General features: G+C 46.1%; 9 protein-coding genes and 1 pseudogene. 2 read left to right on the top strand and 8 right to left on the bottom strand.

Annotated elements, in window-relative coordinates; genetic code table 11:
• From E5983_RS10025 to E5983_RS04025, 7 genes are all read right to left on the bottom strand, one after another.
• On the bottom strand, positions 1-10,061 hold a 10,061-nt coding region (locus E5983_RS10025; RefSeq protein ID WP_160332634.1), incomplete at its 3' end, for a mucin-binding protein.
• Positions 10,062-10,440: 379 nt separating this feature from the next.
• Positions 10,441-11,904 carry a glutamate--tRNA ligase gene (gene gltX / locus E5983_RS04050; protein WP_160332633.1) on the bottom strand — a complete coding sequence of 488 codons (1,464 nt, stop codon included), beginning with the start codon at positions 11,902-11,904 and terminating at the stop codon, positions 10,441-10,443.
• Positions 11,905-11,946: 42 nt separating this feature from the next.
• The gene (locus E5983_RS04045) at positions 11,947-12,219 is read right to left on the bottom strand and encodes a hypothetical protein (protein ID WP_160332632.1); all 273 of its coding nucleotides are present in this window, start codon (positions 12,217-12,219) and stop codon (positions 11,947-11,949) included.
• 3 nt (positions 12,220-12,222) lie between these two features.
• Positions 12,223-12,699, bottom strand: a complete 477-nt coding sequence (ispF, locus tag E5983_RS04040; protein WP_160332631.1) for a 2-C-methyl-D-erythritol 2,4-cyclodiphosphate synthase — start codon at positions 12,697-12,699, stop codon at positions 12,223-12,225.
• Positions 12,696-13,352, bottom strand: a complete 657-nt coding sequence (ispD, locus tag E5983_RS04035) for a 2-C-methyl-D-erythritol 4-phosphate cytidylyltransferase (protein WP_160332630.1) — start codon at positions 13,350-13,352, stop codon at positions 12,696-12,698. Before ispD ends, ispF begins: the two co-directional genes overlap by 4 nt.
• A complete protein-coding gene (gene radA, locus E5983_RS04030) occupies positions 13,349-14,710 on the bottom strand; it encodes a DNA repair protein RadA (RefSeq protein WP_160332629.1) in 1,362 nt (453 codons plus the stop codon). Before radA ends, ispD begins: the two co-directional genes overlap by 4 nt.
• An 8-nt stretch (positions 14,711-14,718) precedes the next feature.
• On the bottom strand, positions 14,719-15,162 hold the full coding sequence (locus tag E5983_RS04025) for a dUTP diphosphatase (RefSeq protein WP_160332628.1): 444 nt from the start codon (positions 15,160-15,162) through the stop codon (positions 14,719-14,721).
• 214 nt (positions 15,163-15,376) lie between these two features.
• Here E5983_RS04025 and E5983_RS04020 point away from each other — a divergent pair, with 214 nt between their 5' ends.
• Both E5983_RS04020 and E5983_RS04015 read left to right on the top strand, forming a co-directional pair.
• Positions 15,377-16,276: a permease gene (locus E5983_RS04020; RefSeq protein WP_160332627.1), complete on the top strand. Its 900-nt coding sequence runs from the start codon at positions 15,377-15,379 to the stop codon at positions 16,274-16,276.
• Complete coding sequence (locus tag E5983_RS04015; RefSeq protein ID WP_160332626.1) at positions 16,273-17,076, top strand: TIGR03943 family putative permease subunit; 804 nt, start codon at positions 16,273-16,275, stop codon at positions 17,074-17,076. The genes E5983_RS04020 and E5983_RS04015 overlap by 4 nt, the downstream gene beginning before the upstream one ends.
• 260 nt (positions 17,077-17,336) lie before the next feature.
• On the opposite strand, the pseudogene E5983_RS04010 reads toward E5983_RS04015, so the two are convergent.
• Positions 17,337-19,373, bottom strand: a pseudogene (locus E5983_RS04010) (peptide cleavage/export ABC transporter); the annotation flags it as partial.
• Positions 19,374-19,578 lie beyond the last annotated feature (205 nt).

Genomic DNA, 19,578 nt, shown 5'->3' with positions numbered 1-19,578 from the left:
GCAATAACCTTACCAGATTCATCCACATAGCGAACCGTACGTTTCACATTTTCTGTTAACGTTTCGATCGCTGGGTCTGTTGGGGTTGGATAGTTTGGAGTTGTAGGATCTGTTGGATCTGGATTCTTAGGTAATTCTGGTGTCGCTGGATCAACCGGTTTATTTGGTTCAACTGGTTTTTCTGGAGTTACTGGAATTACAATTGCTTTCAGATCAACGTAGAAGGTATCGATTCCTTCTTGTCCGTCAAACTTAGTACCTGGTACAAAGCCATCTTTCACAAGAGTGTAACCTTTGAGGTAAAGCTCTTTCAAAGTAGCTGCTGTTGAGTACTGAATTTCTTGACCTTCTTCACCATTGATTACATCAGATTTCGCCAATTCTGCATTGACAACCTTACCAGCTTCATCTACAAGACGGTAGATAATTTGAGCCTTGTCTTCCACAACATTCTTGATGTATGGAATCTTAGTCTCATCGGTAGGTGTTGTTGGAACCGGTGGGATGTAACCCTTAGTTGGATCTTGTGGATCAACTGGTTTCAACGGTTCTTTCGTTCCTGGATCTACTGGGGTCAAACCTGGTACATATGGAATAGCAGGTTGTTTTGGATCAGTAGGTGGAACAATATCCGTTGGTTTGTTTGGATCTGTTACATACGGAACATCTGTCCATGGTTTCTCTGGAGTTACACCTGGAGGGAATTCTGGAACATAGTTACCAACTGGTACATAAACAACTGAATCAACATAGTCGCCATCAGTTGCTTTCACACCTGTATGAGCTCCTGCCTCTACTTGGCTAGGATCTTTCAAGATGTAACCTGGAACTACTGGTGATTTCTTATTGTCAAAGCTATCGCCGGTAGCTGGAGTCCACTCACCTAGAGTGATTTCGCCGGTAGCTAGGTTAATCGTTCCTGTACGTGTAAATTCTAGAGTATCAACAACTTCCTCAGCAATAACCTTACCAGATTCATCCACATAGCGAACCGTACGTTTCACATTTTCTGTTAACGTTTCGATCGCTGGGTCTGTTGGGGTTGGATAGTTTGGAGTTGTTGGATCTGTTGGATCTGGATTCTTAGGTAATTCTGGTGTCGCTGGATCAACCGGTTTATTTGGTTCAACTGGTTTTTCTGGAGTTACTGGAATTACAATTGCTTTCAGATCAACGTAGAAGGTATCGATTCCTTCTTGTCCGTCAAACTTAGTACCTGGTACAAAGCCATCTTTCACAAGAGTGTAACCTTTGAGGTAAAGCTCTTTCAAAGTAGCTGCTGTTGAGTACTGAATTTCCTGACCTTCTTCACCATTGATTACATCAGATTTCGCCAATTCTGCATTGACAACCTTACCAGCTTCATCTACAAGACGGTAGATAATTTGAGCCTTGTCTTCCACAACATTCTTGATGTATGGAATCTTAGTCTCATCGGTAGGTGTTGTTGGAACTGGAGGGATGTAACCCTTAGTTGGATCTTGTGGATCAACTGGTTTCAACGGTTCTTTCGTTCCTGGATCCACTGGAGTCAAACCTGGTACATATGGAATTGCAGGTTGTTTTGGATCAGTAGGTGGAACAATATCCGTTGGTTTGTTTGGATCTGTTACATACGGTACTTCTGTCCATGGTTTCTCTGGAGTTACACCTGGAGGGAATTCTGGAACATAGTTACCAACTTCTAAGTAGACAACTTGATCATGAATATCCGCAGAATCAGCAGAGATTCCGTTATGGGCACCTGCTTGACGTTGAGACGCGTTTTCCAAGATATAACCTGGAAGCGAAGGTGATGTATAAGCACCGAAGGCAGAACCATCTACAGCCACCCAGTTTTGAAGAGTCGTTGCACCTGTTGCCAAGTTAACAGTTCCTTCACGACGGAAACGAAGTGCATCTGACTTCATTGCTACCAGACTTGCTGGCAACTCTGTCAATTGTCCGTTTTCACCACGTACGTAGTAACGTACTGTACGAACGACTTCTTCCTCTAGCTTGAAGATATCTGTACTTGGCTCTACATTTGGATCCTTAGGTTTTTCTGGATCTGGGTAGTTTGGTGTTGTAGGATCTGTTGGATCTGGGTTCTTAGGTAATTCTGGTGTCTCTGGATCAACCGGTTTACTTGGTTCAACTGGTTTTTCTGGAGTCACTGGAATTACGATTGCTTTGACATCTACATAATAGAGATCAACGCCATCTTGACCATCGTATTTAGCACCAGCTGTAAAGCCATCTTTGACAAGCGTGTAACCTTCAAGGTATAGCTCTTTCAAGGTTGGAGCAGTTGAGTACTTGATTTCCTCACCTTCACGACCAACGATGAGTCCTGAATCACGAAGAGATGGGTTAACAACAGCACCTGATTCATCAACAACACGGTAGATAACGCGTGCTTGATCTTCTTTCACTTCTGGAGTTGGGTTCTTCACGTATGGAATTTCCGTATCCGTAGTTGGAGAAGTTGGAACTGGTGGGATGTAACCTTGTCCTGGATTATCAGGATTCACTGGTTTCAACGGCTCATTTGTTTCTGGATCCACTGGAGTCAAACCTGGTACATATGGAATTGCAGGTTGTTTTGGATCAGTAGGTGGAACAATGTCCGTTGGTTTGCTTGGATCTGCTACATACGGTACTTCTGACCATGGATCAGTTGGTGTTGAACCATCTGGGAATTTCGGAACATAGTTACCAACTGGTACGTAGATAACTTGATCGTGGATATCCGCAGAGTCAGCAGAGATTCCGTTATGAGCACCTGCTTGAAGTTGAGATGCATTTTCCAAGACATAACCTGGAACAGATGGAGATGTGTAAGCACCAAAGGCAGAACCATCAAGCGCTACCCAATTTTGAAGAGTCGTCTCACCTGTTGCAAGGTTGATGGTTCCCTCACGACGGAAGCGGAGAGTATCTGACTTCATCGCTGCTTGTTCAGCAGTCATTTCAGTCAATTGTCCATCTCTACCACGGATGTAGTAGCGAACAGTACGAACAACTTCATCTTCCAGTTTCAAGATGTCTGTCTTATCTGGATCTGGGTAGTTTGGTGTTGTAGGATCTGTTGGATCTGGATTCTTAGGCAATTCTGGTGTTTCTGGATCAACCGGTTTGTTTGGTTCAACTGGTTTTTCCGGTGTAACAGGGACAACAATCGCTGTCACATCCACATAGTAAGTATCAACACCTTCTTTACCGTCGAAAGTCAAACCTGCACGGTATTTCTCACCTGCAACAGTTGAATTGCTTGAAAGGGTATAACCTTTGAGGTACAAGTCTTTCAAGGTTGCTGCTGTAGAGTAAGTAATCCGAGCGCCTTCTTTACCGTTAAGGATACCAGATGTTGCAATCTGTTCATTAACGACTGATGTTCCATCTGCAGAAACGACACGGTAGACAACTTGTGCCTGATCATCTTTTGCATCTGGATCAACTGGCTGATCAACTTCAACATAAGGGATCGTTGTTTCAACACCTGGATCTGTTGGTGCTGGTGGGATGTAGCCTTTGCTTGGATCATTTGGATCAACTGGTTGCAATGGGCTTCCATCTGTTGGATTTGTTGGTACAAATCCTTCAACATAAGGAATTCGTTGAGTTTCATCTGTTGGCGGAACAACCTTGCTTGGATTTGTTGGGTCGTTCACATACGGAACCTCTGACCATGGATCTGTTGGTGTTGAACCATCTGGGAATTTCGGAACATAACGAGAAATTGGTTTGTAAGCAACAACATCGAGATAATCCTCATCTGTTGCTTGAACTCCTGTATGAGCTCCTGCTTCCTTCTGATCTGGATTCGCAAGAACATAACCAGTCACAACTGGTGAGGTCTTATCGTCGAAGCCATTACCAGAAACAGCTGTCCATTCTCCAAGTGTTGTTTCACCAGTTACGAGGTTGATCGTACCTTCACGACGGAAGTTTAGACTATCAACAACTTCTGCAGCAACTACCTTACCGTCTTGATCCACATAACGGATAGTCCGCTTAACTTCTTCCGCAAGCTTAAGAGCCTCTTCCTTATCAGGAGTTGGATAAACTGGTGGATTTGGATCTTCAGGATCTGGGTAACCTGGTGTTTTGGGATCAACTGGTTTATTTGGATCAACTGGTTTTTCCGGAGTGATTGGAATGATGATTGGTGCCAAATCAACAAAGTAATTTGTCACAGAGCCTGGCTCACCATCAAACTTAGCACCAGTTGGGTAACCATTTTTCACAAGTTTGTAACCTTGAGCGTGATATTTCGCCACAATCTCATTAACTTGATCTTGAGTATAAGGAACGTCATCACCTTGATTACCAGTCATTTGATCGGAAGCTTCCAATTGTTTTACAACGGTTGTCCCATCTTCTTTTACCTCACGGTAAACAAGTTGAACAGCAATCTTATCTGGATCAGGGTTCTTAGCATAGTAGACTTTATCAACAATATTCTCACTAGCGTTGGTAATACCAGTGTGAGCTCCGTATTCGGATTGTGATGCATCTACCAAATGATAGCCTGGAATTGCTGGAGAAGTCCGGTTCGTAAACTCAGCAGTAGCTGGTTGCCAGCCTTCTTGGTTCCAAACAACTTCACCAGTTACAAGGTTAACAACACCTTCACGACGGAAGCTTACTTTGTCAGACACTTCTCCACTAAGGACAGTTTCTGTACCTTGCTCGAGATATTGGATGACACGAGTAACATCTTTCAACATCTTGCTTGGATCTTTCGAATCTGGGTCCGTTGGATCTGGATAATTTGGTGAATCCGGATCATTTGGATCAACTGGGTTATTTGGATCAACTGGTTTATCAGGTGTAACTGGAGCCACTTTTGCTTTGAAGCTTACATAGTAGGTATCTGTACCCTTAGTACCATCGAATGTTGCTCCAACTGGGAAACCATCGTTGACAAGTTCGTAACCAAGTTTCTTGTACTTAGCGATTGTTTCAGCAGTTGTGTAAGCCACACCATTTGTACCAATGGCTTCATCCTTCTTACCTTTGAACTCAGCTGAACGCTCAAGTTCCTTGATAAGGGTTTTACCATCTTGATCCACATAATTGTAGACAACCACTGCTGCATCGATACGTGCAAATGGAATTTCTGTTACGGTCGTTGGATCTGTTGGTGATGGAGGAATATAGCCTTTAGTTGGATCTGTTGGATCAACTGGTTGAAGTGGAATTGTAGGCTCAAATTCAGGAATATATGGAATTACCTGAGTTGGATCTGTTGGTGGTACCAATTTAGTTGGATCTGTTGGATCTTCCTTGTATGGAACCTCATTCCATGGATTATTCGGTTTATCCTCTTCTGGAACCCCTGGGAAGGATGGTACATACTTAGAAATAGGTACATAAACAACGCGATCTTCAAGGTCTTCATCCGTTGCTTGAACTCCTGTATGCGCTCCTGCTTCCTTCTGACCTGGATCTTTCAAGACATATCCTGGAATTACAGGAGAAGTAGCGTCTTTAAAGTCATTACCATCTGTAGCTACCCACTCATCAAGCGTTGTTTCACCTGTTGCCAAGTTTACAGTTCCAGTACGCGTAAAGCCAAGTGTATTGACAACATCTGGAGAAAGCTCTTTACCAGATTCATCAACATATTTAACCGTCCGCTTAACGTCTTCTGTTAAGTTTAGAACCTCTGGGTTAGAGAGGGATGGTTTATTCGGATCTTTCGGTTTAGTTGGATCTGGATCTTGTGGATAGTTTGGTGTGCTTGGATCTGTTGGATCTGGATTCTTAGGAAGTTCTGGAACTTTATTTGGATCCACTGGTTGATCTGGAGTAACCGGAGTTGTTGGAGTAACCGGAACAATAATCGGAGTTACATCAACGTAGTAAGTATCCACGCCATTTTGACCATCAAAAGTCAAACCAGAACGGTATTTATTTCCTTCAACAGTTGAGTTCTCTGAAAGTTTGTAACCTTTGAGATACAAATCTTTCAAGGTTGCTGTTGTTGAGTACGTGATCTCAGCTCCTGCTGTACCATCCAATAAGCCAGAAGTTGCAACTTCTGGATTTACAACTGTCTTACCATCTGCTGATACAACACGATAGATAACCTGTGCTTGATCTGCAACAGACTTGTAAGGAATCTTCGTCTCTACTCCAGAATCCGTTGGCGCTGGAGGAATATAACCCTTAGTTGGATCGTTCGAATCAACTGGTTGCAACGGAGAACCATCTACTGGATTGGTTGGCACCATTCCCTCGATGTACGGAATTCGTTGTGTTTCATCAGTTGGTGGAACAATCTTACTTGGATCCGTTGGATCATTCACGTATGGAACTTCCGTCCATGGGTTCGTTGGTGTTGAACCTTCAGGGAATTCTGGAACATAACGTGAAATTGGTTTATAGGTTACTGTATCGACATAATCTGGATCAGTCGCCTTCACACCCGTATGAGATCCCGCATCTGCTTGACTTGGATCAACAAGAACAAAGCCTTTTACAACTGGTGATTTTTTATTTTCGAAGTTATCACCAGCAGTTGGTGTCCAATCACCGAGCGTTGTTTCTCCTGTTACAAGGTTAATTGTACCTTCACGTTTAAACCCAAGATTATCAACCACTTCTGGTGAAACAACGTTACCGTTTTGATCTACATAACGAACAGTACGCTTCACATCCTCAGTCAATTTGAGGGCTTCTGGATTATCTGGATTTGGATAATTTGGTGATGTTGGATCTGTTGGATCAACTGGTTTGCTTGGATCAACTGGTTTCTCAGGTGTAATTGGAACAACACGAGGTTTCAAGTCAATATTAAAGACTTGCTCACCATTGACACCATCAAATGTTGGAACTGTTGTTCCTGTACGTTCAAATGATTTTGTTGCTTCATTGTAAGTATAGCCAGTATAGCCATCTGTTACCAACTCATATCCAGCTTTCTTGTACTCTTCCAATTTGGCACGTACTTGATCCGCTGTATAAGGAACAGACTCACCTGCAGCTCCATCTAAAGATCCAGAATCAGAGAGAACAACTGGGTTAGCTGGATTTGCTGTATTCCGATAAACAACTTTCGCTGTGTCAGTCAATTCAAAGACGACTTTTGTGAGGTAATTCTCTGGGAAACCTGTATCGTTAAAGTCTTTCCAGTAAGACTCGCTAACAACCTTCTTACCGTTACTATCTGTTAGGATTGTATCCGTAATCGCAGAAGAATCCAATACCGCATGTACACTCTCCCCTTGGCCTCGTTGACCAACAAGGTTTTGAAGATTTGGTACATTGGATTCTGTGATGGTAGCTACATAGCCAGACAAGCTCTTATTGATTGTAGAATAAGTATTCTTAGTCTCACTATTTGCAGTCAAAGTCCAACCTGTATCTGCTTTTGGAGAATATGGAATTTTAGCGTACTCTCTCAAGAAGGTATTTCCGCTATCGATGACCGTATTCGCAAATTTTTGCTTCATCGCTTCAACGTCAAGGACGATATCCATCTTACGTTCCCAATCAGAACGTTCTGTTACAGAATCTTTTTCGCCTGCAACAAATTGACTCAATGGTACAAGAGAACCATCTGCTTGCTTCACATAGTACTCAACAGTATTTGTATGTTTTGCAAGTGGGTTAATTTTCGTCCCATTTGGAACCCAAACACTGTGTGAGTTTTGCGTAGCTACGTCAATATCGTAACTCCGGTCATTACTGTTATTTGGCTCAACTGGTAAAATCCCTCCCGGAGAGTTTGCCAATCGAATAGATGGATCACTTCCAGAAACTGTAATTGGTCCACCGAATCCATCAAGCGCAACATTACCTTGCTTAATATTAGCCCAAACAGAGTTCTGTTTCGATGGATCTGTTTGCAATGGAGCACGGTGCGTTCCTTCATTACGAGCATAAACCGTGTAGCTATCAATCCCTAAGCTGTTATCGATAACAAACTCCATTTTAGTTCCCTTGGTATTACCGTAAACCAAGTTAGGAGTTCCACTTGGAGGAGGGTTAAATCCTTGCGGTGTAGAGTTCGGTAATTTTCCGTTAGGATCTCCAACTTGTTGACCTTCAGGCGTTGAGTAACGCTGCAAACTGAAGTAAAGTGGTGTATCAATACGGAAGACAACATTCTTAGTTGCTCCTAATGGCACAGAAATCAACTCAGCATAGAAGTTATTGTTGTCATCTCGGATATCCGTAATCGAACCTTGATTTGCAATAAACAACGGTTTTGTAGCTGTTCCTTTTTGGGAATCAAGGGAAATCAAATCGTCATATTCATTTCCGATTTTCTGGCTTCCGTTACGGTTTTTCGCAACAACAATAAAGCGTGCATGATCATCAACGGTAATCGTTCCTTGCTCATTAACCCCAATATAGTTATAACCGTCATAACTACCAGAAGCCGCTCCATTTCCATTGTAAGGAGCTTTACCATCAGATTCAAAGACGTTATTCGAATGTTTCCCAAAGAGAATGTGAGAATTATCTCCTAGGTCCATCGCAACCCCACGACCCTTGTTTTTGAAATCTACTTTAGATTTCTCACCTGATGTGAAGGTGGCGTTGTGACCAGTAATAATCGAATCACGACCTGTGAAGGTAGCAGTTGCCTCTTCTCCAATCGAAATTGTTGCTGAAGAACCTATGACCTTTGTTGCATTACGGACACCATACCCACCATAACGATTCGCATCTGTCACTGTATCTCCTGGGCGACGAACACCAATAGAGATAGCCTGACCGATTGATGAATTAATCGCCAGTTTAGACTCTTTACCAGTCTTCACAGTACCATTTTGTGGCATAAAGATAGCCGCATTGTGGTAACGCGCTGGGTTGGAAGTGTCAGATGACGTATTCATATTAATAGTCATCGACCCTTTATCTTTCACCTCAACCACTGAATTACTTGGAAGACTAATTCCATCACCTTCAGATACACGGTTCAATGTAAAGGTAGCATCAGACTCAACAATAACATTCTTAACAGAGTGAATATTCGCTGCACGTCGAGTCAGTTGTTTCGCTGCACGTGGTTGTTTCTTGTCCTCATTAGTCTCACCCTCAGCATACAAACCATTGTGTGGCACGTTCATCTGAACATACTGAGTTCCACCAGCTAATGATGCATAGCTATCTGCCAAGTTGGAAGTTGTGTTCCCTTTGATGACAACTGTCGTATTTCGACCACCACCAAACATAACCCCTTCACTCTTAACATCTTCAAATGTAACCTTTGAAGCACTAGCTCGACTGAGATCAATAGGTCCTTTTGAATTGGCACTATAGATACTCAAGTTGCTGAAAAGAATATCTCCAACAGCACCTGCAATTGGTTTAATTGAGTAAGATCGGAAGTCAATCCCGCTATTGGCACCATCACCATAAATGTTAATAGCACGGTTAGCAATAGCCAAAGATAGAGTCCTGTCTACAGCTTTTGTTTTCGCATTGGCTGCTTCAGATGAGTCATTACCATTGGTAATACCATTCACAGTATTCGGAGCAAAGATTTGTCCTTGTACCTTGATATCTGTAACATTAGCGTTGGATAGTGCTGAAACAAATTGATCCCAATTTGTAACAACAGTTGCGGCTTCTGGAGCTGTCGCTGCACGAAAAGCACTAGTTCGAACAGTTGCAGCAGGTTTAGCTACTTCAACTTCCTTACTTTCCTCAGCCTTCTTTTCCTTCTCTTCTTCAACATTCGTTGCTGCTGTTGTTGTAGCAGTGTCATCCTCTACAGTTGTAGATGAACTTGAAGATTCAGATGGATTTGAAGTAGCGACCTCAGATGACGCGGTAGACGTTTCAGAACTTGCAGGCGCTACTACAGGTGCTTCACTTGCTAGTACAGCAGGTTCTGCATTGTAAGTAGACGCGTCTGAAGCAGCTTCTAGTGTTGCATCCGAAGATGAACCAGTTGAAGCTGACGTATTGCTTTCGCTAGATTCAGAGGCAGCAGCTTCCTCTGCTTGAACACTCTGCCCAGCAAAGAGCAAGGTTCCTAGCAGGACGGATGCAGCTCCAAAGGAATACTTCCGGATGGAAAACCTTTGAACCGAACGATCAAATAAGTGTTTCTTCATTTCGTCCTTTCTTCTCCTTTTTTGTTATTAACCCGTTGTGTATGAAATAATCACAATCCTACACTATAGGCTTTATTATGGTAACATTTTAGAACATTCATGTAAAGTAATAATGTGCACTCTACTTGTGATTTTTCTACTAAAGCCGCCTATATAATAAGGTCTTCATTTCACATAAAAACAACGGCTGCTTCTGCTTATTTCGTGATAGCTCAATCGAAAATCATTCAATAGGTCTGGGAAACCTACTGAGTATTCCCAATTCAAGGCAAATACAGACCGCAGATATTAAGGAGGCTGACAGGGTCAGGTTGTTGCAATTAAATAGACATCCTGTCCACAAAAAGAAACCAGTCGTTTCAACCGGTTTCTTTTTAACTTAATGTTGCTCCAAAGCAGCATCCAAATGTGCAAGAGCCTTTTCTTTTCCAAGAAGGAAAATTGTATTCGGCAAATCAGGTCCATGCATCTCACCCGATACTGCCACCCGAATCGGCATAAAGAGATTTTTACCTTTCACACCCGTTTCCTTTTGAACTTCCTTAATTAGCGGCGAAATATTCTCCACCTGGAAAGCCTCCTCAGATAGATCCGCCAATTTTTGACGGAAGGCTGATAGGACCACCGGCACTGTCTCACCGGCAAGAACTGCCGCAGCCTCTTCGCTCAAACTTGGGAAATCTGCAAAGAACAAATCGGTTAGGGGCACAATATCCTCTGCCGCTGTTAGTTGAGGCTGATAAAGAGCAACCATATCTGCCGCCTTATCGGTCCAACGACCTGCCGCCTCCAAGAAGGGCTGGGTCAAGTCCAAAAGGGTTTCCAAGCCAGCCTTCTTAAAGTATTCATTACTCATCCAATCCAACTTCTTCTGATCAAAAGCTGCCGGAGACTTGCTAAGACGCGCTTCATCAAATAATTGGATTAACTCAGCCTGGCTAAAGATTTCCTCTTCTCCACCTGGATTCCAACCCAACAAGGCGATAAAGTTGAAAACAGCCTCTGGTAAATAACCTTTTTTCCGGTAATCTTCAATAAACTGGAGGGTATTAGTGTCCCGCTTAGATAGTTTTTTCCCGGTTTCGCTATTAATGATCAGAGTCATGTGACCAAAGAGCGGTGCTTCCCAACCTAGAGCCTCATAAACCATCAATTGTTTCGGAGTGTTGGCAATATGATCATCCCCACGGATAACGTGAGAAATCTCCATCAAATGGTCATCAATAACCACCGCAAAGTTGTAGGTTGGATAGCCATCGCGTTTCTGGATAACCCAGTCACCACCAATGTTGCCACCTTCAAATTCAATCTCACCCTTAACTAGATCAGACCATTTGTAAATCTGATCTTCCTTGACAGCCAATCGGACTGTAGGTTCAATACCAGCTGCTTCCCGTTCAGCAATGTAGGCAGCTTTTTCAGTATCAGACATGCCCAGGAATTCATTGATGTAGCGAGGAGGTTCCCCAGCTGCTTCCTGGCGCTCCCGTTGAGCTGCTAGTTCCTCTTCGGTTACATAGGATTTATAGGCCAGACCTGCCTCAAGCAATTGATCAATGTAAGATTGGTAAATCTCCAAACGCTCTGATTGGCGATAAGGGCCAAATGCTCCTGGATTTACCGGACTCTCATCCCAGTCCATCCCTAACCAGGCCAAGTTTTCCAACTGGGAACGTTCCCCGTCTTCCACATGACGCTTACGATCAGTATCTTCAATCCGGATCACAAAGTCACCACCATGGTGGCGCGCAAAGAGATAGTTAAAGAGCGCTGTCCGCGCATTCCCAATATGCAAAAGCCCTGTCGGACTTGGTGCATAACGCACTCGAATCTTGTTTGTCACAATTCTTTCCTCATTCATCTTTTTTGAAATTATACCATAAGTCTAAGGATTCAAAAATAGGTCTGGGTCAATCTCCCAGTCGCCCAGAATCCCTGGTTCCAGAACCCACTGCCGGCGCACCTGCAACTGGTCCACAGGCTCCTGAGATAGAAGCAGATTGGTCGCCTGCTCCTCCAAAACCAGAAACCGTAACTGATAATTGGCCGCATAGCCTCCCAAATCTGCCGCCAGTTCATAGACATAGATCCGCTCCGGATCCCCTGCCTCGATAAAGTTCAACAAATTTTCTTCTACATAATTTCGATCACTAACCACTTCTTACTCCTTCACCAACAAGACAACCGCCTGAGCTGCCATTCCTTCCTCACGACCCACAAAGCCGAGTTTTTCGGTCGTTGTCGCCTTGAGATTCACATCCTTGACCTCCATGTGGAGTAGGCCTGCAATCCTTTTTTTCATCTCAGGCAGATGCGGCGCCATTTTGGGCCGCTCGGCCAAAATGGTCGCATCCAAATTGCCCACACGGTAATCCGCTTTTCTCATTTCTTCATAAATAGCTGCTAAAATTTTTGTAGAAGCAAGGCCTGCCAATTCGGGATTGCTGTCAGGAAAGGCATGACCGATATCCCCACGTCCGAGTGCTCCGATCAGCGCATCGGTGATCGCATGAAGGAGTACATCCGCATCCGAATGCCCCTTGAGCCCACGGTCAAAGGGCAAGTTCACACCACCCACAATCAAGGGACGGCCTGGAACCAACTCATGAACATCGTAACCCTGGCCAATTCGGATCATTGAAACACTTCCTTCCTAATTGCCTGACCTAAAACCAGGTCTTCCGGCCTTGTCAGCTTCAGATTCCAAGAAGAACCTGGAACCAGACCCACCTGAACCTCACTAAAGGCCTCCACCAGACTGGCATCATCGGTCCCCAAATAACCCGCCTGCAAGGCCTGCTCATGGACCTCAGCCAGTAAACGACGCTCAAAAAACTGAGGCGTCTGAGCCGCCATTAAGCTCTCCCGCGGAACTGTCCGCTGGATAAACTCAGACCCCACCTCCTTGATAGTATCTGTCACCGGCACAGCTAAGATAGAATTGGGCTGCGCCTTAAGTCCCTGCAGTTGCTCCAGACTAATGAAGGGACGGGCTCCATCATGAACCATAACCCAGTCAGCCTCAACCTGAGCCAGACCTAGCCGCACCGAGTCCTGACGTTCCGCCCCACCAGCTACAAAAACAACCTGCTGCGACAAATAATCTGCAAAAGCAGCCTGCTCTTCGGGCCGGCCGACCAGAACAATTCGTCCACAGTCAGGATCTGCTTGGAAAACCTCAAGGCTATAGGTAAAAATAGCCTGGCCTTCCAACTCCAAAAAAACTTTGTTGCAAGCAGCCCCCATCCGGCGGCCAGAACCTGCGACTAATAAAATCACATCATACTTCATCCAAACACCTTCTGTAGGACTTCCCCAATCCGAGTAACTCCGATAATCTCAATTCCTTGAGGCAATGTTACCCCTTGGAGAGAATTTTGCGGGACATAGATCCGCTTAAAACCTAACTTGGCCGCTTCCTGGATCCGTTGCTCCACACGGTTTACCCGGCGAATCTCACCTGTCAGACCAATCTCGCCAATAAAGGCTTCATCAGGCCGGGTCGGCAAATCTTTATAGGAAGAAGCAATCGCAACTGCAACAGCCAAATCAATTGCCGGCTCATCCAATTTAACCCCACCAGCAGACTTAAGATAGGCATCCTGGTTCTGCAAGAGCAGTCCCGCCCGCTTCTCTAAAACCGCCATAATCAGGCTGGCCCGGTTAAAATCCAAGCCCGTTGTTGTCCGCTTGGCATTACCAAACATGGTCGGGGTTACCAAGGCCTGAACCTCGGCCAAAATCGGCCTAGTCCCTTCCATGGTCACCACAATCGAGGAACCCGTCGCCCCATCCAAACGTTCTTCCAAGAAGACCTGACTCGGATTCTGCACCTCCACCAAACCTTCAGCCTGCATCTCAAAAATACCAATTTCATTGGTCGAACCAAAGCGATTTTTGACAGCCCGCAAAATCCGAAAGGTGTGCTGGCGCTCCCCCTCAAAATAGAGAACCGTATCCACCATATGCTCCAAGGTCCGAGGTCCCGCCAGGGTTCCCTCCTTGGTCATGTGACCCACAATAAAAGTCGCAATTTTATTGGTCTTGGCCAGCTGCATGAGCTGGTTGGTTACTTCCCGCACCTGGCTCACGGACCCCTGCACACTGGAAATCTCCGGAGACAAAATCGTTTGGATGGAGTCAATAATAAGGAAGTCTGGCTTTAAGCGTTCGACTTCCGTCCGAATGCTATCCATGTTGGTTTCCGCATACAGGTAGAAATCCGAATCCGGATCCCCTAGACGCTCCGCCCGTAACTTGATTTGTTCTGCCGACTCCTCCCCACTCACATAGAGAACGGTTCCCAATCGGGACAATTGTGTCGACACCTGCAAGAGCAAGGTCGACTTGCCAATCCCTGGATCTCCTCCAATCAAGACCAGACTACCAGGAACCACACCACCACCGAGGACACGGTTGAATTCTTCTAGGCCAGTCCGAGTCCGCGAGACATCGACAGACGTTACCTGATTGAGTTTCATGGGCTTCGCCTTTTCACCGGTCAGACTCACACGCGCATGTTTGACCTCAGCTTGTTCAATTTCTTCCACAAAAGAAGACCAGGCACCACAGTTGGGACAACGGCCCATATATTTAGGAGAATGGTAGTCACAGTTTTGGCAAATAAAGGTTGATTTCTTCTTAGCCATCGCTCCTCCTAGCGACCCGTTGAGCCAAAACCACCTTGACGTTGACCACCGGCTTGATCATCATCCGCCAAGAGGAAAGGCGCAAAAACCGCCTGTACAATCCGCTCACCAACTTCTAAGGCAACCGGTTGATCCGTGATGTTCTGCATTTGCGCAAAAATGTGTCCTTCATTGGCTTCATTGCCGTAATAATCCCCATCAATCACGCCGACGGAGTTGATCAATACCAAGCCCTTCTTGCGCGGGTTGGAAGAACGGTCATAGAGGTATAAAACTTCGTTGGCCTGCATGTAAGCCTTGACTCCAGTCGGGACCAAACGAATTTCACCTGGCCCAATCACCATAGCTTCTGCAACCTTTAAATCATAGCCCGCTGCATGAGCTGTTTCCCGTTTGGGCAAAAGCTGGGAATCAGTATAGGCTGTCACCAATTCAAATCCACGTAGACGCATGATTTCCTCCTTTTTTCATTCTGCAATTATGACTCAGACTAATTTACATTCAAACAAGGCAGCACGTCGAAGCTAACAGCCTTTGAAGCAAAATAGCAAGAGTGCCATTTCCCTATTATACACCAAAGCCCTGCCTCTGACTCTGTCAAAAATCGGTCGATCTCTGAAGTCCCCTGCTTTTGATATAATGGTAAACAAACAGAAAGGAGCTCCTATGTTTTCTGAACTACCTGCGAGTTTTCTACAAATGTCCGCGATTTTTCTATCCATTGTTATTGAAGCCCTCCCCTTTGTGCTCCTAGGCAGCATTATCTCGGGCTTTATTGAAGTCTACCTCACTCCAGAAAAAGTTGTTGCGGCCCTCCCTAAAAATCGTTTTTTGAATATTCTAATCGGCTCCTTTGCGGGCTTGATTTTCCCTTCCTGTGAATGTGGGATTGTCCCCATCATTCATCGCTTCCTCAAAAAGAAGGTCCCAACCTATACCGCCATCCCTTTTCTAGTGACCGCCCCGGTCATTAATCCCATCGTTTTGTTTGCGACCTTTTCGGCCTTTGGCAATTCCTGGCTCTTCGCCCTGACACGGGCCCTCGGTTCCTTCATCCTGGCCCAAGCCCTCGGCCTGCTTCTAGGCTTTGTCTGGACCGAGGATATCTTGGTCAGCCATAAGAACCTCCCCCTACACGGCCACAAGCACACCGATCCTAAACAAGGTCGCCTTTTCCAATCCTGGGTCCACGCCATTGATGAATTTTTCGATTCTGGCTGCTACCTCATTTTAGGCGCCCTCTTCGCCAGCTGTGTGCAAGTCTATGTCCCAACCCGCATCCTCACCAGCATTTCCAGCAACCCCTTGGTAGCGATTCTCATCTTGATGCTCCTGAGCTTTCTGCTTTCTCTTTGTAGTGAGGCAGACGCCTTTATCGGCTCCTCTCTCTTGGGCACCTTCGGCATGGCTCCCGTGATGGCCTTTTTAGTCATCGGACCCGTCCTGGACATTAAGAACCTGCTCATGATGACCCGTGTTTTCAAAAAATCCTTTATCCGCAATTTTATCCTCATCACCGCCGTCCTTGTTTTCCTTTTCGCTGCTAGTTTGGAGGTTTTCCTATGATTCGCTTTTTAATCCTAGCCGGCTACTTTGAACTCAGCCTCTACCTGACCTGGAGCGGCAAACTCGACCACTACATCAACCTCCACTACTCCTACCTGGCCTACCTCTCTATGGCCCTAACCTTCCTACTCGCCCTCATTCAATTGCGCTTGTTGATCTTGGAAGAAAAAGAAAAGGGCAAAACCAGTCAGCCAGTAGCCTACCTTGTCCTGGCACTCCCACTCCTAATCGGCTTTCTCTTTCCCACCGTCAGCCTAGATTCCACGACTGTCTCGGCTAAGGGCTACCAATTCCCCCTCGCGGCTGGGGCATCCGCAGAAATCCAGGCCGATGAAGGAACCAGCAGCCAGTACCTCAAACCCGACACCAGCTCCTATTTCACCAAAAAAGCCTATGATACCGAAATGCAGGCAGTCGCAGCCAAATACCTGAAAGAAGACACCATCCAGGTAACGACCCAAAACTACATGGAATTTATGGAAGCCCTCTACGATTACCCCGACCAGTTCCTGGGCAAGGAAGTCCAAATGACCGGCTTCGTCTACAACGACCCCAAACAAAGCCAACAACAATTCCTCTTTCGCTTCGGCATCATCCACTGCATCGCAGACTCTGGCGTTTACGGCCTCTTAACCACCGGCCAAGACCAGTCCTACCCCGACAACACCTGGGTCACAGCCAAGGGCAAAATCGCCATCCACTTCCACAAGGACCTCAACCAAAGCCTACCAACCTTAGAACTCACCAACTGGGAACGCGTTGAAGAACCTGCTAACCCCTATGTCTATCGCGAATTTTAGCAGAAGTCTAACCTCACTGTCCGCTTCACGCTGACCCTGACAGTGGGGCTTTTTACTTGGTTCGATTCTATAAAAAGGGAGTGGGACAGAACTAAATTTTTTCAAATTTAGTTCTGTCCCACTCCCACTGTGGTTTTAAGCTCTCGTCCGCGGTGTCCACCACAAACCCAATTCGAAAAACTCACCCTCTCAACCACGAGATAGCCAAGAGGGGTCTTAGCTCTACTATCATTCTAAGCAAAAAGTTCTGGATCTAGCAACTAAAAACCAGATTCTTGTCCCAGATAAATTGCCTCCTTCTCCCCAGTCTCTTTTAAGCAGCCATCTGCGAGCACCACGATCCGCTCTAGCTTCTGAGCCAGCTCCAGGCGATGAGTGATGACAATCAGGGTTTGGTCCAGAGCCAGCAGGCGGTCAAAGACGCGTTCCTCTGTTTCGGGATCTAGGTGACTGGTCGCTTCATCAAGAATCAAGCAGGAGGCCCCGGTCAAGAGGCTACGAGCCAGGACCAGCCGTTGGATCTGCCCTGTCGACAGGGCAGTCCCATCCGTTCCCACCAGAGTGTCTAAGCCCAGGGGCAGGAGCTGGACAAAGGCAACCGCCTCCACCAACTCCAAAGCTGCCCATAAATCCGCTTCTGCTGTCTCAGCTGCTGCAGGCCAGAGAAGATTCTCCCGCAGGGTTCCTTGAAAAAGTCCGGCATCCTGAGCCACATACTGGACCTGTCGTCGCAGCTCCTGCGGATGGAGGCAGGACAGGTCTTGACCTGCCAACAGGACTCGGCCTTCCAAAGGCTGGTAAAAGCCAACTAACAATTTAGCCAGACTGGTTTTTCCGCAACCCGAAAGCCCCAGGATTCCCAGCTTCTGCCCCGGAGGAATATCCAGCGTCAGATCCTTGAGCAAGGGACTGCCGTAATCATAGGCAAAACTGACCTGGTCTAGCCGCAAAACTCCCTGAGTCCCGGTAAGCGTCTCGAGTCCCTGCTGGCCCTCCAAAGGGACTTGGTAAACTTCCTGTAGCCTTTGGTAGGCCACCTGGGCCTTCTGGACCTGTACCTGAATCTGGAGCAGATTCTCCAAGGGACCTGTAAAATAGGCCAAAAGACTGGTAAAGGTCAAGAGCTGACCCAGGCTCAGATGTCCGGTCAGGATGAGCCGCGATCCCCACCAAAAGATGGCAACGGTTGTCCCGAGCTGCAGGGCGCTTTTCAGCGCTAACTGTAGCTGCTCTGCACAACTGTAGGTGCAGACCTTGTCCCAAAAGCTTTCTAAATAGCCCTTATTCTGAGCCAGGGCTCCGTCCTCAAGCCCCAATGCCTTCAAGGTTTCCATCCCCTTGATGTGGTCCATCAAACTAGAGGATAGTTGGGAGCCCGCCTCCAACTGATCCTGGTGATAGCTCTTAAATTTTTTCTGAAAGGCAAAAAACAAGAGGGTATACAGCGGCACCAAAACTAGAGCCAGCAAAAAGAGCTGGGGCGATTGCCAGGCCAGGGCCAAACTGAGGCTGACCAGAGTTAGACCATCCAGCAGCAGGGTCAGGCCCAGTGAGGCCAAGGCCTCAATAATCTGATTGGCATCTGTAAAGCGGGAAAGGATTTCACCGCTGCGGCGGGTTGCGAAAAAACTGAGTGGCAAGCCGAAAACATGGCTCAGATAGTCCTCCAACAGCTTTAAGGAAAGCCGGCGACTCAGAAGCAACAAGGGATACTGCTTGCAGAATTGAAGGAGAGCCTGCAACAGGGCTGCCACTAATAGCCACAAGCTCAACTGACTAATCGCCTCCATCCGCCCCTGGGGCAGGTAACCATCCACAATCCACTGCAAACCATAGGAGGACAGGATGGTCAGCAGGGTTAGACCAAGACTTACTAGGACTATCAGGAAAAATAACCCCTTCATCTGAAAAAGCAAGGCCAAGAGGGACCAAAATGTCGCCTCCCGCCGTTGGTTGGGTTGATAGTCAGACCTCGGTTCAAAAACGAGGGCAACACCCGTCCACTCCTGAAGAAACTCCGCATGAGATCGTTTGACCAAGCCAACTTGCGGATCTGGATCCGCTAGAAAAACCGCCGTGTCTGTGACCTGATAAACGACATAATAATGCGGAAACTTTCCCTCCTTAATGACATGGACCAGGGCCGGATTCTGGACCAGGGCCTCCTGCAACTGCTCCAGATCCAACTTCAGGGGTTGGCAGGCCAACCCCAACTCTTGACCAGCCTTGACTAGGCCATAGGCTGTTGTTCCGTTCAAGTTGGTCTTGCTTAGCGTCCGTAAATAGGCCAGGGAGTAGTCTGACCCATAAGGGCACCTCTAAAAACCAGAAGTATTCCGTCATATAAAAAAAGAAGGGACTCTTGCCCTCCAATTTCCAGCAAAAGTCCCTGTATTTCCTACTTTTCTATCCCGATTATCGGGAGAATTCTGATTTTTGGGCGCACTAAGCCCATGTATTCAAATTCAGTCGTTTGATCTGTTCAAAACGACAAATATTGTA

The organism is Streptococcus danieliae (assembly GCF_009767945.1).
Lineage (GTDB): Bacteria > Bacillota > Bacilli > Lactobacillales > Streptococcaceae > Streptococcus > Streptococcus danieliae.
The sequence above is the reverse complement of the archived record's forward strand: the minus strand, read 5'-3'. Positions and strand labels throughout refer to the sequence as shown.